The organism is Dokdonella sp. (assembly GCF_019634775.1).
Lineage (GTDB): Bacteria > Pseudomonadota > Gammaproteobacteria > Xanthomonadales > Rhodanobacteraceae > Dokdonella.
Genome location: NZ_JAHCAS010000001.1, coordinates 2,103,911 through 2,128,467 on the forward strand (window position 1 = coordinate 2,103,911; position 24,557 = coordinate 2,128,467).

The window sequence follows — 24,557 nt, forward strand, 5'->3', positions numbered from 1 at the left end:
TCATTCGTTGCGGTGCGGCAGGCGGAAACGCCAGATGCGCAACGGTTGTGGCGAGGCCTCGAGTCGCGCGACCAGCGCATCGAGGTGATCGGGAGGTGAAGGAGCGGCCTGCGGCACGAGGCGCTGGCTGCCGCGCGTGCGGATGTCGGTGTCGATGCTGGCCTGGTCGGCGCCGATCGCTTCGAGCTCGTCCACCACCTGCGTGCCGGCGACGACGAGGAAGCGTTCCGCCTGCGCCGGCGACGACACTTCGACGTGCAGGGCGCGACCTGCAGCCAGGCCCGGCAGTTCACTGCGGCGTCCGCCCGGCAGCGGGTTGCGCGTGTCGAGTCCGGGCAGCGGGAACAGGCGGGTCAGGCGACCTTCGTCGTCGGCGTTGAACACGTAGACCCACAGCGGTTGCGCGCTCTCGACGGCGAACGAAAGGCGGTCGCGCAGAACGACGCTTGCACCGTCGGCCAGCACGTGGCTGCGGCCATCCGCATGGCGCAGCAGTTCCACCGTGGCGGTCGGCGGTGCTGCCGGTCGCGCGAACATCGCCAGCGCGATCACGAGCAGGGCGATGGCGGCAATGGCCGCGCCGGCGAAAGCGAGACGCCGCCGCGGTGCTGGTGCTGCTGCCACGGGTTTCGGTTGCAGGCAGGCGGCGAGGTCGGCGGCCATCTCCTCGGCGCTGCCATAGCGCGCGGCCGGGTCGGCGGCACGTGCGCGCGCGATCACCGTGCGCAGCGCCGGATCAACGTCGGCGCGCGCGAACGCGGCACCCGGCATGCGCGGATCTGGGCTGCGCGCATCGAGCAGGTAGTGCAGGACACCTCCGAGCGAATGCAGGTCGTCGCGCGGCGAACGCGCGGCGCCATCGAGGACTTCGGGTGCGGTCCATGCCGGGCTCGCCTGCGTGCGCAGGCTTGCGTTGACCGCGGCCGGTTCGCCGCCGGCGCCGAGGTCGGCGAGGACGATGCGTCCGCCGCGCTCGCGCAGGATGTTGTGCGGCTTGACGTCGCCGTGCATCAGGCCGGCGCGATGCACGGCGGCGAGCGCGCGGCACAGGGCGAGGCCGGTGACGGCGGTTTCCGCGCTGCCGAGTGGGCCGTCGCGTTCGACGCAGTCCGCCAGCGTGCGTCCGTCGATCCATTCGCACCACAGGCCGGCGCGTCCGTCATGCACGCCGGCGCCGTACACGCTGACGACGTGGGCGTCGCGGATGCAGGCGAGGCGGCGCGCCTCGTCGAGAAAGGCACCTGCGCGCCAGTGCGCGGCGATCTCCGGCTTGAGCAGTTTCAGCGCAACGTCGCGGCCGAGGCGGCGGTCGTGCGCACGGTAGACCTCGGCGCTACCGCCTTCGGCGACGCGCTCGACGACATCGAGCGGTCCCCAGGCGAACAGCACGGCGCGTGGCGCCGGCGAGCCGATGCGGCCGAACGCGTCGGCGACTTCGGCGAGTGCGCGCAGGGCGTCGAAACGCGGGTCGTCGTCCGCCTCAGCTACGCCCCAGTCGAGCGGCTCGGCATCGAGGATGCGCTCGAGCATCTGCTCGAAGGCGGCGTCACGCGGCGTCATGGCTCATCGCCCTGGCCAGTTCGGCCGCCGCGCGCTTGATCGCCATGCGCACGGCATCGCGGCTCATGCCGGTCTCGTCGGCGATCGCGCCGTAGTCGAGGCCGAACTCGATGCGCATGACGAGCAGTTCCTGGCTGCGTCGGGCGAGGCCGGCGAGCGCGGTCTCGTAGCGGCGCAGGCGTTCGCTGCCAAGCGTGGCCTCGAGCGGCGACGGCGCGTTCTCGTCGACGAGCTGCTCGCCGGGCTCGCCGGCGACGCCGTGCACGGACGAGCGGCGGATCTCGTTGCGCAGGACGTTCAGCAGCAGGTGGCGCAGGTAGCCGAGGAAGCAGCCACTACCTGCGTATTCGAACGTGTCGAGATGGCCGAGCGCACGCAGCAGGGTGACCTGCACGAGGTCGTCGGTGTCGGCCAGGTCGCGTGCGTGTGCCGGCAGGCGTCCATGCGCCCAGCGCCTGAGCATCGGCAGGTAGCGGGCGAGCAGGCGTTCGCGCGCCCGTGCATCGCCCGCGCGGATGCGATGCAGCAGTTCCTGCGTGGTATCGGCCACGGCGTCCATGCGCGGCCTTATAGCACGCGTGTCGCGCGCGGACCCGAGCAGGCGTCCCGCTGCCAGGGGTTGCAGTTCGAGGCAGGTCGTCGTCATCGCCGCAGGGAAAACCCGCGGCGGCGGCGGAACGAACGCCTTGCAGGAAAAGGGTCCGAAGTCGCGTCCGCGCGCCTTGTTCGTTTCGCCACGGTCGCGGGTTTCCGCGGTGACAGGGGCTTGGCCGGAGGAAGATCCATGCTGAAGATCCACGCGCTGCACATCGCACCCGACCCGTTCCCCGATCTGGCCAGGTGCGCCCGCCTGCTGCTCGCGCCGTGGCTGGTCTGCGGCGCGGTCGCGATGGCCGCGCCCGGCGACCTCGATCCCGCGTTCGGCACCGGCGGCTTCGTGCGCGACGCCATGGGCAGCAACGGCGGCGCGGTCGCGACGGCCGTCGCCATCGATGCCAGCGGTCGCATCGTGGTTTCCGGCAGCGTCGGCGAGAACGCGATCAATGGCGACTTCGGCGTGCTGCGCCTCGTCGCCAATGGCGACCTCGATGCCGGTTTCGGCGTCGGCGGTCGCGCGATTGCCGGTCGCGTGGCGGCGAGCGACGAGGAGGCCTACGGACTGGTCATCCAGGCCGATGGCCGCCTGGTCGTCGCCGGCACCAGCTTCCTGACCGCGCTCGGCACGCGTTCGGTCGCGCTGCGCCTGAACGCGGATGGCGCGATCGACGGCAGCTTCGGCAACCAGGGCGACGGCTGGTTCCTCAACCCACGTGTTGGCGACGATGTCGGCCTTGCGCTGGCGGCCGGCAGCGCTGGCTTCGCCATCGCCGGCTATGCCGGAGATGGGCTTGGCGGCATCGATGCCTCGGCGCTGCGCCTCGACACGCTCGGCATGCCGCTGCCGCTGTTCGGCGATGCCGGCTTCGTGATCGCCGCAAGCGACACCAGTTCGGCGCGCGCGGTCGCGTTGCAGGCCGACGGCAAGCTGCTCATCGCCGGCACGCTCGACGGCGACGAGGCGGCCGCCTTCGTCCAGCGCTTCGACGACGATGGCGGCGTCGATGCCGGTTTCGCCGGCGACGGGCGGGCCGAACTGGCGGCACCGTCGCGGCTCGTCGCGCTCGCCGTGCAGGGCGACGGCCGCATCGTCGCCGCCGGCCTTGCCGGCAACGACGCGATCGTCGTGCGCCTGCTCGCCGATGGCTCGCCCGATCCGTCGTTCGGCAGCGGCGGCACGGTCACCCTGGCAGCGACGAGCTTCGGCCTGACGAGCCTGCGTGCGCAGGCACTCGCCTTGCTTGCCGACGGCCGCATCGTCGTCGGCGGCCGCGCCTTCGATTTCAGCCAGGGCACGACGGGCTTCGCGGCGCGCCTGCTCGCCGGCGGCAGCCTCGATCCCGCCTTCGCCGGCAGCGGCCTGCGCGTCGTCGACGCGCCGACCGACATCGAGTTCCGTGCGGTCGCCCTGCAGGCCGATGGTGCCGTCGTGCTCGCCGGCATCGACTACGGCGCTTCCGCCACCGGCACCGATGACCAGTTCCTCGTCGTGCGCCTGCAGGGCGGTGGCGCGGCCGGCGGCCCGCTGACGTTCTCGGTGGGCGATGCGAGCGTGGTCGAAGGCGACGCCGGCACGACGCTGATGAACTTCATCGTCACGTTGTCGGCACCGTCGCCGGGCGGTGTCGGCGTCACTGCGCAGACCGACCTCGGCAGCGCCGCGCCGAACGTCGACTACACGCCGACCGGGGCCTTCCTGACCTTCGACCAAGGCGTTTCGACGGTGAACTTCCAGGTGCCGGTGATCGGCGACCTCGTCGACGAGCCCGACGAGACCTTCCTCGTGCGCCTCATCGATCCGGCCGGCGCGACGATCGCCGATGGCGTTGCCACCGGCACGATCATCAACGACGACACCAGCGGCACCGTCGAGGCACGTCCCTTGCCGGGTCCCGGCGCGCTTGCGCTCGGCCTGCTCGCGGCGCTGCTCGCCGCCGCGGGCATGCGCTCGCGCCATTCCCGGCGGCACTGAGCGGGTCGCCGTTCGCCCGCGCCCCGGCGCGGGTTTCCCCTGTCGACGATCCCGTTGGAGCCATGGTCATGTCCCTTCGAACCGTTTCATTCAAGTCGTTGCGTGACGCCGTGCTTGCCGCCGCGATGGGCTTTTGCGCGCTTCCGCCGCGTCCGGCAGCCGCGCTCGACCTCTGCGTGCAGTCGCAGTCCGACCTGCTCTCGGGCCTGCAACGGGCCACGGTGCGGCAAGCCGACGGCACCGTGACCTTGCGCCTCGTCGCCCGGACCTACGTTTCGGGCGTGGCCATCGACGGCGTCCTCGCCAACCGCCTCGACCTGCTCGGCGGCTACGCACCCGGTTGCTCGACGCGAACGGTCGATCCGGCCAACACGGTCATCGACGGCGCTTCGACGATGGAACTCGACTTCATCCACACGGGCCTGGGCGTGAAGGTCGAGGGCATCAGCTTCCGCAACGTCGGGCGGCTGCGGTTCGGACTGGCGGACACCTGCCTCGCCCGCGGCGAAGCCGTCCGCTTCCGCCGCAACATCGTGCAGGGCGCAGGCGGCGGCAGTTCCGGCCCGCTCGTCGTCGGCAACACCTGCGGACCCATCGTCTTCAGGAACAACATCGTGCGCGCCAGCCACGGCACGAAGCTGACGTCCGGGTCGGACGTCGCCACGCAGGCATGGGTGAGCAGCAATACGTTCTCGGACTCGAACACCTCCGGACTCGAGGTGTTCCGCAAGCCGGACACGGCCGCGTTCGAAGTGCATCTCGACAACAACACCTTCCGGGACAACGCCGGGCACGACGTCGAGCGGATTCCGTCCAGCGGCGACGTGCTCGTGCATGCGCGCCACAACACCTGGAACTCGATCGACCCGCGGGTGACGGCGGCCCGTCAGTCCGGCACGGGCACGCCGGATCCGCAGCGCGATGCGAATCGGCCGGTAGGCATCGACACGTCACGTTTCGATATCCCCGGCCCCGGGTTCGTCGTCACCAGCAGCAACGATGCGGGTCCCGGTTCGCTGCGCCAGGCGATCCTCAACGCGAACCAGTCTCCCGACTTCAACACGATCAGCTTCGCGATTCCCGGCAACTTCGGCGCGATCCTCGTCGCGCAGGGGGCGTATCCCGACATCGTCACGCCGATGCGCATCGACGGCTTCACCCAGCCCGGCGCGCAGCCGAACGAGAACGAGTGGAGCAACAATGCGACCTGGAACATCCAGATCGCCGGCGGCGGCGCGGTCAGCCATGCCTTCCGCGTGCCGGCCAACGCGCCGGCGGGTACGCGGCTGGAGCTGCAGGGCCTCATCATCGGCGGCTTCAACTACGCGCTGCTTCTGCAGGGCGGCAGCGGCCACATCGTGCGCGGCAACCATTTCGGCCGATTCAATGCCGGCGTACTCGGCGGCAGCGACAACGTCAATGCGATCTACGTGACCGGACCTGCCGCCGGCGTGAAGATCGGTGGCATCGATCCCGCCGACCGCAACTCGATCGCCGGTCATCCGAATCCGCCCCCGAATGTCGGCTACGGCATTTTCCTCGGCGGCACCGGCAACGGCCACGTCGTCATCGGCAACCTGATCGGCACCTATCCGGACGGCAACACCGCGCGCGGCCACCGATTCGGCGTGGTCATGAACACCTCGCTCGGCGTGCTGCTTGAAAACCTGATCTCGGGCAATTCCACCGGCATCGCGTTGTACGGCAGCGAGAATCTGATCGTGTCGAACCGCATCGGCGTGAAGGCGCTGGCGATCTGCCTGCCGCCCTGTACGCCGGACTACGCCCTGCCGAACACGCACGGCATCCTGGTCTACTCCGGCGCCACCGACAACGACATCCTGCGCAACCAGGTCGCCTACAACGACTACAGCGGATTGATCCTCTATCCGGGCTCGCGCAACAACGAAATGCTCGGCAACCGCGTCCACGGTAACGGCTTCTCCGACATGGACCTGCGCGATCCGCAAGGCGTGAATCCGATCGACAACGATTCCCTCATCAACCCGTGCGACGACGCCAACTGCGGAAGGAACTTCCCGCAGCTCGACGCCGCACTCGGGACGCGCAACGCGGGGCGCGTGCGCGGTTCGCTGTCGACTTCCAACGGCAGCTACCGGGTGGAGTTCTTCGCCGGGCCGATCTGCGGTCCCCGCGGACAGGGTGGCGCCGCGCGCTATCTCGGTTTCCACGACGTCGCCGTCAGCGGCGGCACCGTGACCAGCAATGGCCACGCCATCTTCGATCTGCCGATCGAGAGCGGTACTCCGCTGTATGGACAGACCATCACCGCGACCGCGACCGACGCGAGCGGCAACACGTCCGAGTATTCGACCTGCGTCGCCTACACCTGCGACGTGATCTTCCGCCATGGTCTCGAGGGCAATGCCGAAGTCTGCCCGTCGATCGACTGACGAGCGGATGCAGTCGAAGCCGTTGGCGAACAGCAGGCCGGGTTGCCATTCGCGGGCGTCGTTCGTCCGCGCGCCGGCGCGGGTTTCCACTGTCGAAGATCCCACCGGAGCCATGGCCATGTCCCTTCGAACCGTTTGCTTCCAGTCGTTGCGCGCCATCGTACTTGCCGCAGCGACGGGCCTTTGCGTGCTTGCACCGCGTCCGGCGGCCGCGCTCGACCTGTGCGTGCAGTCGCTGTCCGACCTGCTCTCGGGCCTGCAGCAGGCGCAGGTGCCGCAAGCCGACGGCACGGTGACGCTGCGTCTCGTCGCCCAGACCTATGCCACCAGCGGCGACGTCAGCCGCATCCTCGTCAACCGCCTGAACCTGCTCGGTGGCTACGGCCCGGGCTGCTCGACGCGAACCGTCGATCCGGCCAACACGGTCATCGATGGCGCCGGCACGATGGCGCTGGAACTCGCCCACGCGGGGCTTGGCATGACGGTCGAGGGCATCAGCTTCCGCAACATGGACCTGCTGCAGTTCAGGTCGCCCGGCAGCTGTCTTGCCTACGGCGAAACGGTCAGCTTCCGACGCAACATCGTGCACAACGCGAGCGGCGGCTTCGGCACGTTCGACATCGGCAACAACTGCGGAACCACCACCATCGAGAACAACCTCGTGCGCGCGCGCTATGGCCTGAGGCTGTCGTCCTCGCCCGAAGTGTCCCAGCTGGCCCGCGTGACCAACAACACGTTCTGGGGGTCGGAAGGCTCGGGGCTCGAACTTTTCCGCAACAGCGACAGCGCGACATTCGAGGTGCAGCTCAGCAACAACGTTTTCTGGAACAACGCCGGCATCGACGTCGACCTGCGCATCGCCAGCGGCCCGGTGCTCGTGCAGGCACGCAACAACACCTGGAGCTCGATCAACCCGCTGCTGACGCTGGCTGTTTCGACAGGCACGAGCACGGCGAATCCGCAGCTCGACGCGAACCTGCGCCCGATCGTGCCGGTCTCGCCGTCGATCAACAGCGGCAACAACGCGCCACCCGGAGGCTTGCCCGGCGTCGACATCGACGGCGGCCCGCGTCTCGTCGGCACCGCCGTCGACCGCGGCGCCTACGAATCCGCGTACGACGACAGCGTCGAACTCGTCGTCACCAACAGCAACGATTCGGGGGCCGGCTCGCTGCGCCAGGCGATCACCAGCGCGAACCTGTCGACGGACTTCAACACGATCCGCTTCGCGATTCCCGGCAACTTCGGCGCGATCCTCATCCCGCAGTCGCCGTATCCCGACATCGTCACGCCGATGCGCATCGACGGCTTCACCCAGCCCGGCGCGCAGCCGAACGGGAACGAGTGGAGCAACAATGCGACCTGGAACATCCAGATCGCCGGCAGCGGCGGCACGGTCAGCCATGCCTTCCGCGTACCGTCGAACGCACCGGCGGGGGCCCGGCTCGAGTTGCGTGGTTTCATCATCGGTGGCTTCAACAACGCGGTGCTGCTGCAGTCCGGCAGCGGCCATGTCGTGCGCGGCAACCATTTCGGCCGTTTCAGTGCCGGCGTGCTCGGTGGCAGCGACAACCTCAACGCGATCTACGTGAACGGACCTGCCGCCGGCGTGAAGATCGGCGGCATCGATCCCGCCGACCGCAACTCGATCGCCGGCCATCCGGACCCGACCCCGGGCAACGGCTACGGCATCTACCTCGGCGGCACGGGCGACGGCCACGTCGTCATCGGCAACCTGATCGGCACCTACCCGGACGGCAACAGCGCGCGCGGCCACCAGGTTGGCCTGCGCGTGGCCACCTCGCTCGGCGTGGTGCTCAACAACCTGATCTCCGGAAATGTCACCGCCATGCAACTGGCCGGCAGCGAGAACCTGATCGTGTCGAACCGCATCGGTGTGAAGGCTCTGGCGATCTGCCTGCCGCCGTGCACGCCGAACTACGCCCTGCCCAACACGCACGGCGTCCTGGTCTACTCCGGCGCCACCGACAACGACATCCTGCGCAACCAGGTCGCCTACAACGACTACAGCGGATTGATCCTCTATCCGGGCTCGCGCAACAACGAACTGCTCGGCAACCGCGTCTACGCGAACCAGACCTTCGACATGGACCTGCGCGAGCCGGCCGGCGTGAATCCGATCGACAACGACGCCCTCGTCGGCTTGTGCGAAGAGGCCAACTGCGGCAGGAATTTCCCGCAGCTCGACGCCGCATTCGGCACGCGCAACGCGGGCCGCGTGCGCGGTTCGCTGTCGACCTCCAATGGCAACTACCGCGTGGAGTTCTTCGCCGGCCCGACCTGCGGCCCGGGCGGACAGGGTGGCGCCGTGCGCTATCTCGGCTTCCACGACGTCGTCGTCAGTGGCGGCACCGCACTGCCGCCACGGAATGGCCAGGCCATCTTCGACCTGCCGATCGAGAGCGCGACCCCGCTGTACGGCCAGATCATCACCGCAACCGCGACCGGCGCGAGCGGCAACACGTCCGAGTATTCGACCTGCGTCGCCTATGCCTGCGACATCATCTTCCGCCATGGTTTCGAGGGCAACGCGGAAACCTGTCCGCCGCTCGAATGAAGGAAGGGGATCAGTCGAAGCCGTTGGCGAACAGCAGGTCCGGCTGCCATTCGTAGGCGCCGACGTCGACCGCGCCGACGCGCGGCAGGCCGCGCTGGTCGGTGGCCGTCGCGCCTGTGGCGGTGCCGGCGTCGCGGGCCGGCGAGGCGGCGCCGATCGGCATCGTCGCGGTCGGCCCGCCGTGCATGCCAAGGGCGCCGAGGCCGGCATCGGCGAACTGCGAACCCGGCGTGACCGCGGCTTCGGCCTGGTTCGAGACGGGCCGGAACTGCGGCCATTGCAGGTTGTTGCTGCCGGCGACCGGATGCAGGATCGCCCACGGGTTCCAGGGATTGCCGGCCGTGTTGTCGGCGAAGATCGTGTTGCGCAGCGTGATCGGCAGGCCGTTGCCGTTGGCGATGCCGGCGGCGAAGCAGACGTCGCACAGCGCGCGGTTGCCGGCGATCGTGAGGTTCTGCAGGACGATGCCGCCGCTGCCCTGCAGGTTCATCGCGCCGCCGAGGCCGCTGCGCGCGATGTTGCCGTGGAACGTGCTGCTGGTGATGTCGCCGGAGGCGCGGATCAGCGTGCCGGTCTGGTGGTCGAAGATCGACAGTCCGCCGTAGCCCGCCGCCGAGTTGCCGGCAAACGTGGAGTTGCGGATCGAGAACGGCCCGCCCTGCAGGTAGACGCCGCCGGTATGCGCATTCGAGCTGCCGCTGCTGGTGTTGTCGGCGATCGTTGAATCGAGGATGCGGGTGAAGCTGGTGGTGTCGTAGACCGTGGTGAACACGCCGCCGCCGTAGGCGTTGGCGGTGTTGCCCAGGATGCGGGTGCGGCACAGGTTGACGAAGCGGTCGGCGCCGTCGATGCCGAATGCGCCGGCATTGCCGCCGTTGCCCGGATTGCCGCCGGTGCCGGTCGCGCGGTTGTTCGCCAGTTCACTGTCGAACAGGTCGATGCGCTTCGAGCCGAGCGAATAGATCGCGCCGCCGTTCGCGCCTTCGTTGCCGCTCATGGCGACGTCGACCAGCACGAGCGCCTGCGCGCCGACCACGTAGATGCCGCCGCCGCCGTCGTCCTGCGCGGTCACGATCGCGCGGTTGTTGCTGAAGCGCGAATGGAACACCCGGATCGTCACCGCCTGCCACGGGCCGCCGGTCGGTTTCCACAGGCCGGCACCGGAGCCGGTCGGTGTCGAACCGTTGGCGATCGTCGCGTTGACGAGGTCGAAGGTATAGGTCGCGTTCGATGGGTTGTCCACCCGCAGTACGCGTCGCGCATTGCCGCCCGACAGCGTGGCGCCGCCGGCATCGAGCACGGTGGCGCGGGTCACGCGCAGTTCGCTGCCGACGACCAGGGTCGAGTTGCCGATGGCGAGGCGGATCGCGCCGCCGGCGTCGAGCGCAGCCTGCAATTGCGCCGTCGTCACGCTGCCGGGCGAGCCGTTGCCGAGCACGACGGGGTTGACCAGGATCGGCGTCGGCGGGGCCACGCAATCGAAATTCGCCTGCGCGGAGGCATCCGCGGCGAAGGCGAGGACGGGCAGGGCCAACAGGCGGTACAGGGGATGCATGGCGTAGGCTCCGGGTCGTGCAGCGTTGTCGCCACCGAAGCCGTCGGCGGCGGTGTCCATCGGCGGCTCGATGGCCACGCGCCGGGCAGGCTACCGGATTCGGTGCCGGATTCACGGGAACCCGGTCACGGCTGATCCTCGCTGCGGTGACGCGAAAACATCGCCCCTGAAGGGGCTCCTACGGAGTGTGTGTTCTTTCGTAGGAGCCCGTTCACGGGCGATCGGCGGCGCGTGATGGGGCGCCGCGCCCTCAGGTGTGACGCCTTTGCAATGACTTCTGGCGGATGATGCGACACAGCGCCGCGCTACCCTTGCGAAGGTGCAGGTAAAGCACGGTAAAGGCCCCCGTCGAATCGTCGGCGCGTCGCTAGAATCGACCACCACGGCCCCTGTTGATCGCCCGCATCCATTGCCCCGCCACGCGGCGGGGCGCCACGGAAGTACCTGCTGCATGCACATGTCCAAAGCCCTCGTCCTCGTCGCCGGCCTCGCCCTGGCTGCCTGTTCGCGCGGCAATGCGCCGGCTGCGGGTGGTTCCGCGCCGTCGGCGGTCATTGTCACCACGACCGTGATCGAGCCTTCGCCCTGGGTCGACACGATCGAGGCGATCGGCACCAGCCGCGCGCGCGAAGCGGTGACCCTGACCGCGAAGATCACCGAGACCGTGCGCAAGGTGAACTTCGTTGATGGCCAGCGCGTCGCAGCTGGTGACGTACTGGTGGAGTTGACCTCGGGCCAGCAGGTCGCCGGCCTAGCCGAGGCGCAGGCGACCTGGCGCGACGCCGAACGCCTGCTCAAGCGCAACGAGGATCTGGTGCGCCAGGGAACGATCTCACGCCAAGTGTTCGACACTGCGCAGGCTAACCACGATTCCAGCAAGGCGCGTGTCGACGTGCTGCGCGCCCAGCTTGCCGACCGTGTCGTCACCGCGCCGTTCGCCGGCGTGCTCGGCCTGCGCCAGGTCAGCGTCGGTTCGCTGGTCACGCCGGGCACGGTCATCACCACGCTCGACGACATCGATGTCGTCAACGTCGATTTCGCCCTGCCCGAGCGCCATCTGGCGGCATTGGCGCCCGGTCAGGCGGTTGTCGCACACAGCGATGCCTATCCCGGCCGGCGATTCGAGGGCAGGGTCATGTCGCTCGATGCGCGCATCGACCCGGTCACGCGCGCATTCAAGGTGCGCGCCGAGATCCCGAATGCCGACCACGCCCTGCGTGCCGGCATGCTGCTCGGCATCGAAGTGCTGCGCCCGGAGCGCAGCGTCGTCGCCGTGCCGGAGATCGCGATCGTGCAGGTCGGTACCGACTCCTTCGTGTTCCGCGTCGACGGCGAGGACAAGGTGGCGCGCGTGAAGGTCGCGCTCGGTGCGCGCCGGCGCGGCCAGGTCGAGGTGGTCGAGGGCCTGGACGCCGGCACCCGCATCGTCGTCGACGGCACGGTCAAGCTGCGCGACGGCGTGAAGATCGCCGAAGCGGTGGCGACAAGGTCATGAGCCGCCGGCGTGCGAACGGAGTGCGGCGATGATCCTTTCCGACATCGCGATCAAGCGTCCGGTATTCGCCACGGTCGTCAGCCTGCTGCTGGTCGTCCTTGGCATCCTCTCGTTCACCCGGCTGACCCTGCGCGAACTGCCAGCGATCGATCCCCCCATCGTCTCGGTCGACGTCACTTATCCGGGCGCCTCGGCCGCCGTCGTCGAAACGCGCATCACGCAGATCCTCGAGGACGCGCTGGCCGGCATCGAGGGCGTCGACATCATCGATTCGCGCAGCCAGAACGGCCGCGCATCGGTGTCGATGGAATTCTCGTTGACGCGCGACATCGAAGCGGCGGCCAATGACGTCCGTGATGCAGTCAGTCGCGTGATGGACCGCATGCCCGAGGAGGCCGATGCACCGCAGGTCGCCAAGGTCGAGAGCGATGCCGACGTCATCATCTGGTTCAACATGCGCTCGGACGACATGGATGCGCTCGAGCTGACCGACTATGCAGAGCGCTACATCGTCGACCGCCTGTCCGCGATCGACGGCGTCGCCCGCGTGCAGACCGGTGGCGCACAACGCTACGCGATGCGCATCTGGCTCGACCGCGAGGCGCTGGCTGCACGTAACCTCACCGTGTCCGACGTCGAGTCGGCCCTGCAGCGCGAGAACGTCGAACTGCCGGCCGGCCGCATCGAATCGGACAGCCGTGATTTCACCCTGCGTGTGCAACGCGGCTATCAGACGCCCGAGGATTTCGCGGCGATGACGATCGCCAAGGGCGCCGACGGTTACCTCGTGCGTCTCGGCGATGTCGCCCGCGTCGAACGCGCCGCGCAGGAGCGGCGCTCGTACCTGCGCAGCAATGGTCAGCCCAACGTAGGCATCGGCATCGTCAAGACGTCGACCGCGAACAGCCTCGATGTGGCCAGGGCGGCGCGTGAGGAAGTCGAGCGCATCCGCCCCTCGTTGCCGGAAGGCACCGTGATGTTCGTCGCCTACGACAGCACGCTGTTCATCGAGTCCGCTGTCGAGCGCGTTTACGCCACCTTGATCGAGGCTGGCCTGCTCGTCGTCTTCGTCATCTTCCTGTTCCTCGGCAGCCTGCGTTCGGCGCTGATCCCTGCGGTGACCGTGCCGGTTTGCCTGATCGCCGCGTTCATCGCGCTGTATGCGTTCGGCTACACGATCAATCTGCTTACCCTGCTTGCGCTTGTGCTGTGCATCGGCCTTGTCGTCGACGATGCAATCGTCGTGCTCGAGAACATCCAGCGTCGAACCGACCTCGGCGAACCGCCGCTGGTGGCGGCGAAGCGTGGCACCGCCCAGGTCGCTTTCGCGGTGATAGCGACGACCGCCGTTCTGGTCGCGGTGTTCCTGCCGGTCGGCTTCATGGAAGGCAATACCGGGCGCCTGTTCCGCGAACTTTCGGTGACGCTCGCCGGCGCGGTCGCGCTGTCGGCCTTCGTCGCCCTGACCCTGACGCCGATGATGTCTTCCAAGCTCGTGCGCCCGCATGCTGGGCGACGCGGCTTCAATGCCTGGGTCAACCGGCGCCTCGACGCGCTGACGCGTCGTTATCGCGGGCAGATCGAGCGTGCCGGCCGCCATCGGGTGCTGTACGGTTTGGCCATGTTCGGCGTGCTCGTTGCCGCCGGCCTGATCAGTGCGCTGCTGGTCTGGCGAGTGCCCTCGGAGCTTGCCCCGACCGAAGACCGTGGCGTGTTCATGATCAACATCACCGGCCCCGAAGGCGCCGGTTTCGACTACACGGTCGCCCAGGTTCAGCAAGTCGAACAGCGCTTCATGGGCCTCATTGGCGAGAGCGGCCCGATCGAGCGCATCAATACGCGTGTGCCCGGCAGCTGGGGCAGCAGCGAGGAAATGCATTCGGGCATGGCGACGGTGTTCCTCAAGGACTGGACCAAGCGCGACGTGAGCACGGTCCAGGTTGCCGAGAGCGTGCGCAAGAATCTCGCCGACCTGCCGGGCGTGCGCGCCCAGCCTTCGGTACGCAGCGGTCTCGTGCGCAGCTTCGGCCAGCCCGTGCGTTTCGTGCTTGGCGGCCCCGACTATGCCGAGCTGGTCGCCTGGCGTGATCGCATGCTCGAACGCATGGAACAGAACCCCGGGCTCACCAGCGTCGACTCCGACTACAAGGAGACCCGGCCGCAGCTTCGCGTGGTGATCGACCATATGCGCGCCGCCGATCTGGGCGTGTCGGCGCAGGAGATCGGCCGTACGCTCGAGACGATGATGGGCTCGCGGCGTGTGACCACCTACGTGCAGGATGGCGAGGAGTACTACGTCATGATGCAGGCACAGCGCGACGACCGCGCCGCGCCGGCCGACCTCGACAACCTCTACGTTCGCTCGCAGCGCAGCGGTGAACTGGTGCCGCTGGCCAATCTGGTCAGCCTGACCGAACTGGCCGAGCCGGGGCAGCTCAACCGCTTCAACCGCCTGCGCGCGATCACCCTGTCGGCCGGCCTCGCCCCGGGCTACACGCTTGGCGAGGCGCTGACGTGGATGGAACAGGTCGCGCGCGAGGAACTGCCGGGCACCGCGCAGATCGACTACAAGGGTGACTCGCGCGAGTTCAAGAAAGCCGGTGGGGCCGTCATCTTCACCTTCGTGCTGGCCTTGCTGGTGATCTATCTGGTGCTGGCCGCACAGTTCGAGAGCTTCATCCACCCGGTCGTCATCATGCTGACCGTGCCGCTCGCGGTGTTCGGCGCACTGGTCGGCCTTTGGATCACCGGCGGCACGCTCAACCTGTTCAGCCAGATCGGCATCGTCATGTTAGTCGGGCTTGCCGCGAAGAACGGCATTCTCATCGTCGAATTCGCCAATCAGTTGCGCGACGAGGGGCGTAGCGTTGCCGAGGCCGTCGCCGAATCAGCCTCGGTGCGCCTGCGCCCGATCCTGATGACATCGGTGGCGACGATCGCCGGTGCGGTTCCGTTGGTCGTTGCCGGTGGTCCCGGTTCGGCGAGCCGCGCGACGATCGGTGTTGTCATCATCTTTGGCGTGGCTTTCTCGACCCTGCTGTCGCTGTATGTCGTGCCGGCCTTCTATGCATTGCTGGCGCCGTACACGCGTTCGCCCGAAGCGCTTGCCCACGAACTCGAGAAGCTCGAAGCGGCAACGCCGGCCGTCGGCGGCCATGCATGAGCACTATCACGCCGCATCGCGCCTGAAACCGCTCCTGCGAGTGTTCGTTCGACGGGGTTCCGCGCCGGTGGGTGCGGCATTGGAAGCCTGCTTTGCTATGCCAGCATCCGTCCATCGCGCTGCGAACCTTGCGGATGTCGTGCAGCCACTGCAGGATTGATCCGGACATTCCTGCCGAGTCCCTCCCATGACCGACGATGGCAAGCGACGCCCGCGCTCCGCGCCTGTGGCTTCGCCGTGGAAGGTGCGCACCCCGCCGGACGCTTTGCGGCAATCGCGCGCATCGCCATCACCACGCACGGATCCGGCGCCAGCACGGTCGGCGCCGGAGATCCGCCTGTACGGGCTCAATGCCTGCCTCGCTGCGTTCGCGCGACGGGCGCATGATTTGCGCAAGGTCTATCTCGTCGAAAGCCGCATTCCGGCACTGAAGTCCGTGCTCGCCTGGTGCGTGCAGCATCGCCTTGGCTATCGCGTCGTCGAGACCGGCGACCTCGATCGCCTCACCGGCTCGCGCCACCACGAAGGCGTCTGCTTCGACCTGCGTCGGCCGGCACCGCTCGCACTCACCGATCTGCTGGCTACGCAGCCGGCCGCGCCGGCAGCATCGCTGCTGCTCTGGCTAGACGGTGTCGGCAACCCGCACAACCTCGGCGCCCTGCTGCGCAGCGCCGCACATTTCGGCATCGGTGGCGTGATCGTGCCGCGCGCTTCGTCGCTCGATCTTTCCGGTGCCGCCGCGCGTGTCGCCGAAGGTGGCGCGGAAGCCGTTGCACTCGCACGCGTCGACGACGAGGCACAAGCACTCGCCGCCCTTCGCGCCGCCGGCTACGCCATCGCCGCCAGCGTGCCACGCGACGGCAGCGATGTGTTCATTGCTGATCTGCCGCCACGCCTCGTCCTCGTGTTCGGCGCGGAAGGCGAGGGCATGAGCACCGCCCTGATCGCTGCCGCCGACCTGCGCCTGACCATCCCCGGCAGCGGCGCCGTCGAAAGCCTCAACATCGCCGCCAGCGCGGCGGTGTTCCTCGCCGAGTACCGGCGGCGTTGGAGCGTCGTGAAGGGTGCCTCGTGAGTTCGAGTCTCCGCATGCGGGGATCGTTGCTCTTCATCGCGGGTCCTGCCCGGGAGATGTATGCATCGACCTTCACCGAGACAGTCCCGCAGGTAGGCGATACCGAACAGGATGTTGCCGCTGCAGAACAGGAATGAGACAACCGGAGCAACGCCGAGCTGCGCCCGCACAGGACGGCCCCAAGCTTTTGATTCCCAATGACGGGGTGACATGCGCAAGGCCCCCAGCGCGGCGTGCGCGGCTCGCCCAGGCAACCAGCCTGCACTTCGCCACGCCCACCCCGCTGCGAACCTTGCGGATGTCATGACGCCATTGCGGGATTGATCGGAGCATCCCTTGCCCCGATGCGTTCGAGCGCGTCTGCTTCGGAGGTCACCTTCGACCTCCTGCCAAGCCGGAGGATGCCAGGACCCGGAATCAGGGTTTCCGCGCAAACGCCCCCGGCTTGGAGCCAAAATCGCCTTTGGCCTCGGCGGCCAGGTACATCGCGACCGCGTAGGCGGCGACGTTCTGGCGGAGCTGTTCGAGATCGACCTTGTCGAGGGTGTCGTTGGCGGTGTGGTGCCAGGCGAAGTAGCGGGTGGTGTCCTGATGCAGGGACAGGCCTGCCATGCCGACGGCGTGCACGGCGGAAAGGTCGGAGCCGCCGGCGCCGGGGGCGTTGCGGTCGTATTCGATGCCGAGCGGGGCGAGGGCTTCGGCGATGCGGTCGATCGCGCCGCGTGCTTCCGGTTTGACCGTGGCGGTGAGCTTGACGATGCGGTCCGAGCCGGCGTCGGACTCGCTGCCGAGAATCGCGCGTGCGATTTCCTTGCGGTGCTTTTCCGCGTACTCCCGGCCACCGTAGAGGCCGGCTTCCTCGTTGGCGAAGGCGACCACGCGGATGCTGCGCGCGGGGCGTTTCGGCAATTGCGCGATCAGGTGAGCGGCCGCGGTGGCGATGGCGATGCCGGCGGCGTCGTCGACCGCGCCGGTGCCGAGATCCCAGGAATCGAGGTGGCCGCCGGTGAGGTAGTACTCGTTCGGCCTGCTGCGTCCGCGCATCTCGGCGATGACGTTGGCGCCTGTGTATTCACCTTCGATGCCGCAGTCGAGGGCGAGGCGCAGCACGACCGGCTGGCCGCGCTTGAGGATGCGTTCGAGCTGGTCGGCATCCGGATTCGACAGCGCGGCGGCCGGGATCGCGGCGACGCCGTCCTCGAAGCGTGTCACGCCGGTATGCGGCAGGCGCGTATCTTCGGGGCCGACCGAGCGCAGCAGGAAGGCGGCGGCACCTTTGCTCGAGGCGAGCGAAGGGCCGCGCCCGCGCACCTGCGAACCCTGGCCATAGCCGCGCCCGGCCTTCTCGTCCATGCGCGTCGTGCCGATGTAGACGATACGGCCTTCGACCGCTTCACGCGCGGCTGCCTGGAGTGCTTCGAGCGATTCGAAGGCGACCACTTCGGCGCGCAGGCCGCCGTCCGGCGTTGCCGCCGAATAGCCGAGTGCAGTCAGCGCAAGTGGCTGCGGGAACGGCGAGACGATTTCAGCGTGCTCGCTGCGACGCACCCACTTCGGATAAGTGACTGGTTCGGTCCAGACCTTGTCGAAGCCGAGCGCCTTGAACCGGGCGATCATCCATTCGCGGGCACGTGCATCCGCCTCACTGCCGGCCAGGCGCGGGCCGACTTCGGTGGTCAGCCCCTCGGTGATCTCCCAGGCGAGCGTGTCGGCGAGCGCTCGTTCGCGCAGTTCGGCAGCGGTCTTCATTGCCGCGTCGGGGATCGTCGTTGGCGCGGCAGCGGCGACCAGTGGAAAGGCAAGGGCGAGAGCGAGCGTCGACAGGCGCATGGCGGGCGATCCCGGAGGGCAGGGCCGCCGATGATGCCAGAGCGGTTTGCGGTCGCGCCGTGGCGTTGGTCATGCATGGGCGCCGTTGCCGGCGCCCCAAAACATCCCGAAGCTCGTCATCCCGGCGAAAGCCGGGATGACGCCCAACAGCCGGGTTGTCGGAGGTTCTCCATCGACGCCTGTGCACATGTCCTCAGGACTTGGCTTGCTTGAGCAGGTCGCGGATCTCGCCGAGCAGGACGACATCCTCGGGCGGCGGTGCCGGTGCGGCTTCTTCCTTCTTGATGACGCGGTTCATCACCTTGATGACGACGAAGATTGCGAAGGCGACGATGGCGAACTGGATCAGCGTGTTGATGAAGGCGCCGTACTGGATGGCGACCTCGGCGGTGCCATCGGCAGCAGCCGGCACCAGCACCCATTTGTACGAGGAGAAATCGACACCACCGATCAACCAGCCGATCGGCGGCATGATGACCTGGTCGACCAGCGAGGACACGATCTTGCCGAAGGCCGCGCCGATGACCACGCCGACGGCGAGGTCGATCACATTGCCACGCATGGCGAATGTCTTGAACTCGGAGAAGAAGCTCATGGGGACTCCTGGGATGGTTCAGGGGAGGACGCCCCGGCGTTGGCGATGGTGTTACCGGGAAACGCGGAACCATTGTTCCGTGTGTGGCCGCGTGTGTCGAGACGTCCGCAGTGCCATGTTGTGGGAAACGGCCGCAGGAAACGCCGCAGGAAACAGCCGCAGGAAACGGCCGTAGGAAACTGCCGTAGGAAACGGCCGTAGGAAACTGCCGTAGGAAACGGCCGTAGGAAACGGCTTTAGCCGTGATGCTTTTTCTTTGGGGCGTTGTACAGCCGGGTCATCACGGCTGAAGCCGCTTCCTACGGAGAAAACAGGGAGAAATATCGTTGCAGGATGCCCGCAGCATCCCTAGATAATGCGCCCTTCGAGTACCGCGACACCTTCGACTTCGGCGCGGAAGCGGTCGCCACGATGCAGCGCGGCCACACCGGCCGGGGTGCCGGTGAAGATCAGGTCACCCGATTCGAGCTCGTAATATTTTGAAAGCTCGTGGATGATCTCGGCCACGCTGAAGACCATGTGGGCGATATTGCCCTCCTGGCGGCGTTCGCCGTTCACCTCGAGCATGAGTCTGGCTGCAGCGGGATGGCCGACTTCGGCGACGCGGCGCAGCGCCGATACCGGCGCCGAGGCGTCGAAGCCCTTCGCGGTGTCCCAGGGGTGGCCCTGCTTCTTCGCGTTCGCCTGCAGGTCGCGCCGGGTCAGGTCGAGACCAACGCCGTAGGCGTAGACATGCTCGAGCGCGTGCGCGACGGCGATGTCGCGGCCGCCGCGGGCGAGGGCGACGACCATCTCGACCTCGTGGTGCAGGTCCTGCGTGGCGGGAGGGTAGGGTACGTCGCCATCGTCGATGACGATCGCGTCGGCCGGCTTCATGAAGAACAGCGGCTGCGTGCGGTCGACGCTCGCGCCCATCTCGGCGGCGTGGTCGGCGTAGTTTCTGCCGATGCAATAGATGCGGTGCACGGGAAAGCGCAGGTCGGTACCGGCGACGGGAATCGCGGGAATGGCATGTGGGGCGAGCGCGTAGGTCATCGATGGTTCCTGTTCGGGCAGGCAGGGCGATGCAGGCCTGACAATCGTCATCCCGGATGCATGAAGAAAGTGTCTTTCGGCAAGGTCGGGTGCGCATCAGTCTATGGCAGACTCGCTGGCCTCGTCAGGGCGCAGGAACGTGCATGGATTCCAAGGCTGAACTTCTCCGCCAGTTGCGCATCGACCGCAACGCCTCCGAAGCGCGCAGCACCGGGCCGTGGATCTTCGGCGGCCTGGCGGTGGCCCTGCTGCTCATGGCCGTGCTCGGCTGGTGGCTGTTCGGCACACCAAAGCCATTTGTGATCGATGCTGCGTTGGCGGCGCCGCCGGCCGGTGCCGGTAGCGTGCCGGCGGCCGTATTGCAGGCCACCGGCTACGTGACCGCGCGCCGCCAGGCCACGGTGTCGGCGCAGATCACCGGCACGATGGCTGAAGTGCTGATCGAGGAAGGCGAGCGCGTCGAGGCCGGCCAGGTGCTCGCGCGTCTCGACGACACCGCACAGCGTGCCGCGCTTGGCCAGGCCGAGGCGCAGCTCGCCCAGGCGCGCGCCCAGGTCGGTCAATACCGCGCCCGCCTCGACCAGGCTCGCCGCGACCGCGAGCGCCTCGATGATCTGGTCGGCCGCAAGCTTGTCTCGCGCCAGGCGGCCGAGGCGGCGCGCACCGAGGTCGACGCGCTGGTCGCCCAGCTCACCGCACAACAGCGTTTCGTCGACCTCGCCGAGGCGCAGTTGCGCAGCGCCCAGGTACAGCTCGACTACACCACCGTGCGTGCGCCATTCGCCGGCATTGTCATCGCCAAGGCGGCCCAGGTCGGCGAAATCGTTTCGCCGCTTTCCGCCGGTGGCGGCTTCACCCGCACCGGCGTCGGCACGATTGTCGACATGGATTCGCTCGAGGTCGAGGTCGACGTCAACGAGGCCTACATCAACCGCGTGCGCGCCGGTGCGCCGGCCGAGGCCGTGCTCGATGCCTACCAGGACTGGAAGATCCCTGCGCGCGTGATCGCGATCATCCCGACCGCCGACCGCGGCAAGGCCACGGTCAAGGTGCGCATCGGCCTGGAGCAGAAGGATCCTCGCGTGCTGCCGGACATGGGCGTGCGCGTGTCGTTCATGGACGAAGGGTCCACATCGGACGATGCCGCGCCACCGCCGCCGAAGGGCGTGCTGGTGCCGGCCACGGCGATCGTCGAGCGCAACGGGCGCAGCGTCGTGTTCGTCATCGATGGCGCGCGCGTGCGAGTGCAGGCGGTGACGCCGGGTCAGGCTCATGGCGAACTGCGTCTGGTCGAAGGCATCGTCGCTTCGACACGCGTCGTGCGTGCTCCTCCGGCGGAAATGGCGGATGGTGCGCGTGTGGACGTCAGCGACAGGTAGTCGGCAATCATCGAATCAGGCGTCGCCGGCAACGGCTGGCATGCACATTGGAGGCAACATGACGAACATCGTCGAGATTCGCGGCGTCAGCAAGGTCTATGCGCGCGGCAAGCAGAAGGTGGAGGTGCTGCACAACGTCGACCTCGACATCGCGCAGGGCGACTTCCTCGCCCTGATGGGGCCGTCGGGATCCGGCAAGACGACCTTGCTCAATCTCATCGGCGGCCTCGATTCGCCGAGCAGCGGCGCGATCGCGGTCGGCGGCCAGCGCATCGACAGCCTCGGTGGCGGCGCGCTGGCAAGGTGGCGCGCGGCCAACGTCGGCTTCGTCTTCCAGTTCTACAACCTGCTGCCGATGTTGAGCGCGCAGAAGAATGTCGAAGTACCGCTGCTGCTGACCCGTCTTTCGGCCGCGCAACGCAAACGCAATGCGGCCATCGCGCTGCAGCTCGTCGGCCTCGCCGATCGTGCCAGCCACAAGCCGAGCGAGCTTTCGGGCGGCCAGCAGCAGCGCGTCGCCATCGCGCGCGCGATCGTGTCGGATCCGAACCTGCTGGTCTGCGACGAGCCGACCGGCGACCTCGATCGCCAGGCCGCCGAGGAGGTATTGACCCTCCTGCAGCAGCTCAACCGCGAGCATGGCAAGACCATCATCATGGTCACCCACGATCCGAAGGCCGCCGAATACGCCACGCACACTTTGCATCTGGACAAGGGCTCGCTGGTCGAGCAGGCAATGACCTGAGCGGAGGAGTTTCGATGAAATACTTCCATCTGGTCTGGGCAGCGCTGTTCCGGCGCAAGACGCGCACGACGCTGACGCTGCTGTCGGTGATGGCCGCGTTCGTGCTCTTCGGCCTGCTCGACAGCGTACGTGTCGCGTTCAATTCCGGCGGCGAGGCTGCTGGCGTCGATCGCATGGTCGTCGCGTCGCGCTTCTCGATCATCCAGAGCCTGCCGCAGAGCCTGCTGCCGCGCATCGAGGCCACGCCCGGCGTGAAAGTGGTGACCTGGGCGAACTGGTTCGGCGGCTATTACAAGGACCCGAAGAATCAGGGTTTCAACATCGCGATCGGCTCGAACTATTTCGATGTCTACCCGGAGATCGCCATTGCACCCGAGGTGCGCGCGGCGTTCGAGCGTACGCGCACCGGCGCGATCGTCGGCGAGGCGCTGGCGAAACGTTTCGGCTGGAAGGCCGGTGACAAGGTCGTGGTCACCGGCGCGATCTTCCCGGACAGGGCGAGTGGCGAGACGACTTGGACCTTCGACCTGGTGGGCACCTTCAGCGTGAAGGAGGAAAAGCTGCGCGGCATCGAACAGCAGCTCTATTTCCGCTGGGACTATTTCGACGAAGCCAACGCCTATGGCTCCGGCCAGGTCGGCTGGATCATCCTGCGGGTCACCGATCCGGCACAGTCGGACAGCGTCGCCAAGGCGATCGATGCGTTGTCGGCGAACTCAGACCATGAGACGAAAACCCAGACCGAGCAGGCATTCAGCCTCTCGTTCGCCAAGCAGCTCGGTGATATCGGCCTGATCGTCAGCGCGATCATGGCCGCCGTGTTCTTCACCCTGCTGCTGTTGACCGGCAACACCATGGCGCAGGCCGTGCGCGAGCGCATTCCGGAACTGGCAACGCTGAAGACGATGGGGTTTTCCGACCGCAGCGTGCTCGGTCTCGTTTTTGCCGAAGCAGTGTTGTTGATCGTGCTCGGCGGCGTGCTCGGACTCGGTTTGGTCGCCATGATCCTGCCGGCGCTCGAAGCGGCGAGCGGCGGCATGTTGCAACTGCCGCCGGTCGGCGCCCGTACCTGGGGTGTCGGCATCGCGGTGATGCTTGCGATCGGCCTGCTCGTCGGCGTGCTGCCGGCGTTGCGCGCGATGCGCCTGAAGATCGTTGACGCCCTGGCTGGCCGATAGGAGACCCGCATGCGCATCCTCAAATCAATCCTTCGTGGCCTCGGCGTCACCCTGCTCATCCTGGGTTCGGTCGCCCTCTGGGTGATCCTGCCGTGGTCGGTCCTGATCGTGCTGGCTGCGCTGCTCGGTGCATGGATGCTGCTCACGCGCAGCGGCCGGCAGGCCGCATCGGCGACCTGGATCGGCGTGTCGACGATTGGTCAGCGCCTCGGCGCCTCATCGGTGATCGTGGTCGGCATCGCGGGTGTGGTGGGTGTGCTGGTTGCGCTGCTGGCGATGGGCGAAGGCCTCAGCCGAACCCTGAAGAGCACCGGCGATACCTCGACCGCGATCATCCTGCGCGGTGGCGCCACCGCCGAACTGAGTTCTGGTCTCGGTCGCCAGGATGTCACCCTGCTCGGGCAACTGCCTGGCATCCTGCGTGATGCCGAGGGTCGGCCGATCGCCTCGCCGGAACTCGTCGTCGTCGCCAACCTGCCGAAGAAATCGAGCGGTACCGATGCCAACGTCGAGGTGCGCGGCGTCGGGCCACAGGCCTGGGCGGTGCGGCCGAATGTGAAGATCGTCGAGGGTCGCGCATTCACCCCGGGCTTGCGCGAGATGATCGTCGGCCGCGGGGCGCGCAACCAGTTCGCCGGACTCGAACCCGGCGCGTCGATCAACCTCAACAACCAGCAGTGGACGATCGTCGGCGTGTTCGAATCGGGTGATGCGCATGAATCGGAACTGCTTGGCGACGTCGACACCGTGGCGGCCGCGTACCGGCGTACCGGCGGCTACCAGTCGATGACCGTGCGCCTGACCTCGCCGGAGGCACTCGACTCGCTCAAGGCCGCGATCGCGACCGATCCACGCCTCAAGGTCGATGCGAAGACTACGCTCGACTACTACACCGCGCAGTCCGAAGGCCTCAGCAAGCTCATCCGCGTAGTCGGCATCACCATCGCGGTCATCATGGCGATCGGTGCGATCTTCGGCGCGCTCAACACGATGTATGCCGCCGTGGCGGCGCGGGCGCGCGAGATCGCCACGCTGCGCGCGATCGGCTTTCGTGCGCCGCCGGTGATCGTGTCGGTCATGCTCGAAACGATGTTGCTTGCGTTGGCCGGTGGCGTGTTCGGCGGGTTGGTCGCCTGGCTGATCTTCGACAGTTACTCGGTGTCGACGCTGGGGGCGAACTTCAGTCAGGTCGTATTCCAGTTCAGCGTGTCGCCGGCGTTGCTGTCGAACGGGCTCAAGTGGGCGCTGGCGATCGGTTTCATCGGCGGCCTGCTGCCGGCCCTGCGCGCTGCAAGCCTGCCGGTCACCACCGCTTTGCGCGAGTCGTGACACGACGTATTCGACAAATGATCCTGGCTGTGGGAGCGCGCCCTGCGCGCGCTCGTC

At 67.8% G+C, this 24,557-nt stretch carries 16 protein-coding genes; 10 read left to right on the top strand and 6 right to left on the bottom strand.

What is annotated here, in order from left to right; genetic code table 11:
• Both KF907_RS09025 and KF907_RS09030 read right to left on the bottom strand, forming a co-directional pair.
• A complete protein-coding gene (locus tag KF907_RS09025; protein ID WP_291219876.1) occupies positions 1-1,560 on the bottom strand; it encodes a serine/threonine-protein kinase in 1,560 nt (519 codons plus the stop codon).
• Positions 1,547-2,206, bottom strand: a complete 660-nt coding sequence (locus tag KF907_RS09030; protein WP_291219877.1) for an RNA polymerase sigma factor — start codon at positions 2,204-2,206, stop codon at positions 1,547-1,549. The genes KF907_RS09025 and KF907_RS09030 overlap by 14 nt, the downstream gene beginning before the upstream one ends.
• A 138-nt stretch (positions 2,207-2,344) precedes the next feature.
• Here KF907_RS09030 and KF907_RS09035 point away from each other — a divergent pair, with 138 nt between their 5' ends.
• The 3 genes from KF907_RS09035 (at position 2,345) to KF907_RS09045 (ending at position 9,121) form a co-directional block, all read left to right on the top strand.
• Entirely contained in the window at positions 2,345-4,129 is a 1,785-nt protein-coding gene (locus KF907_RS09035; RefSeq protein WP_291219878.1) for a Calx-beta domain-containing protein, read from the top strand.
• 68 nt (positions 4,130-4,197) lie between these two features.
• On the top strand, positions 4,198-6,543 hold the full coding sequence (locus tag KF907_RS09040; protein ID WP_291219879.1) for a NosD domain-containing protein: 2,346 nt from the start codon (positions 4,198-4,200) through the stop codon (positions 6,541-6,543).
• 118 nt (positions 6,544-6,661) lie between these two features.
• Positions 6,662-9,121: a NosD domain-containing protein gene (locus tag KF907_RS09045; protein WP_291219880.1), complete on the top strand. Its 2,460-nt coding sequence runs from the start codon at positions 6,662-6,664 to the stop codon at positions 9,119-9,121.
• A gap of 10 nt (positions 9,122-9,131) precedes the next feature.
• Here KF907_RS09045 and KF907_RS09050 read toward each other — a convergent pair whose 3' ends face one another.
• Complete coding sequence (locus tag KF907_RS09050) at positions 9,132-10,736, bottom strand: choice-of-anchor Q domain-containing protein (RefSeq protein WP_291219881.1); 1,605 nt, start codon at positions 10,734-10,736, stop codon at positions 9,132-9,134.
• A gap of 391 nt (positions 10,737-11,127) precedes the next feature.
• Here KF907_RS09050 and KF907_RS09055 point away from each other — a divergent pair, with 391 nt between their 5' ends.
• The 3 genes from KF907_RS09055 (at position 11,128) to KF907_RS09065 (ending at position 16,409) form a co-directional block, all read left to right on the top strand.
• A complete protein-coding gene (locus tag KF907_RS09055) occupies positions 11,128-12,171 on the top strand; it encodes an efflux RND transporter periplasmic adaptor subunit (RefSeq protein ID WP_291219882.1) in 1,044 nt (347 codons plus the stop codon).
• 28 nt (positions 12,172-12,199) lie between these two features.
• A complete protein-coding gene (locus KF907_RS09060) occupies positions 12,200-15,334 on the top strand; it encodes an efflux RND transporter permease subunit (RefSeq protein WP_291219883.1) in 3,135 nt (1,044 codons plus the stop codon).
• Positions 15,335-15,521: 187 nt separating this feature from the next.
• Entirely contained in the window at positions 15,522-16,409 is an 888-nt protein-coding gene (locus KF907_RS09065) for a TrmH family RNA methyltransferase (protein ID WP_291219884.1), read from the top strand.
• A gap of 417 nt (positions 16,410-16,826) precedes the next feature.
• On the opposite strand, the gene KF907_RS09070 is transcribed toward KF907_RS09065, so the two are convergent.
• The 3 genes from KF907_RS09070 to KF907_RS09080 form a co-directional block, all read right to left on the bottom strand.
• A complete protein-coding gene (locus KF907_RS09070; protein WP_291219885.1) occupies positions 16,827-18,239 on the bottom strand; it encodes a M20/M25/M40 family metallo-hydrolase in 1,413 nt (470 codons plus the stop codon).
• A gap of 193 nt (positions 18,240-18,432) precedes the next feature.
• Positions 18,433-18,834 carry a large-conductance mechanosensitive channel protein MscL gene (mscL, locus tag KF907_RS09075; RefSeq protein WP_291219886.1) on the bottom strand — a complete coding sequence of 134 codons (402 nt, stop codon included), beginning with the start codon at positions 18,832-18,834 and terminating at the stop codon, positions 18,433-18,435.
• A gap of 348 nt (positions 18,835-19,182) precedes the next feature.
• Positions 19,183-19,869: a fumarylacetoacetate hydrolase family protein gene (locus tag KF907_RS09080; RefSeq protein ID WP_291219887.1), complete on the bottom strand. Its 687-nt coding sequence runs from the start codon at positions 19,867-19,869 to the stop codon at positions 19,183-19,185.
• A gap of 143 nt (positions 19,870-20,012) precedes the next feature.
• On the opposite strand from KF907_RS09080, the gene KF907_RS09085 reads away from it, so the two are divergent.
• From KF907_RS09085 to KF907_RS09100, 4 genes are read left to right on the top strand one after another with little or no spacing between them, the layout of a single operon-like run.
• Positions 20,013-21,248 carry an efflux RND transporter periplasmic adaptor subunit gene (locus KF907_RS09085; RefSeq protein WP_291219888.1) on the top strand — a complete coding sequence of 412 codons (1,236 nt, stop codon included), beginning with the start codon at positions 20,013-20,015 and terminating at the stop codon, positions 21,246-21,248.
• A 58-nt stretch (positions 21,249-21,306) separates the two neighbouring features.
• On the top strand, positions 21,307-21,993 hold the full coding sequence (locus KF907_RS09090) for an ABC transporter ATP-binding protein (protein ID WP_291219889.1): 687 nt from the start codon (positions 21,307-21,309) through the stop codon (positions 21,991-21,993).
• A 14-nt stretch (positions 21,994-22,007) separates the two neighbouring features.
• Positions 22,008-23,171, top strand: coding sequence for an ABC transporter permease (locus KF907_RS09095; protein WP_291219890.1), 1,164 nt, complete (start codon positions 22,008-22,010; stop codon positions 23,169-23,171).
• Positions 23,172-23,180: 9 nt separating this feature from the next.
• A complete protein-coding gene (locus KF907_RS09100) occupies positions 23,181-24,500 on the top strand; it encodes an ABC transporter permease (protein WP_291219891.1) in 1,320 nt (439 codons plus the stop codon).
• The last annotated feature ends 57 nt before the right edge of the window (positions 24,501-24,557 follow it).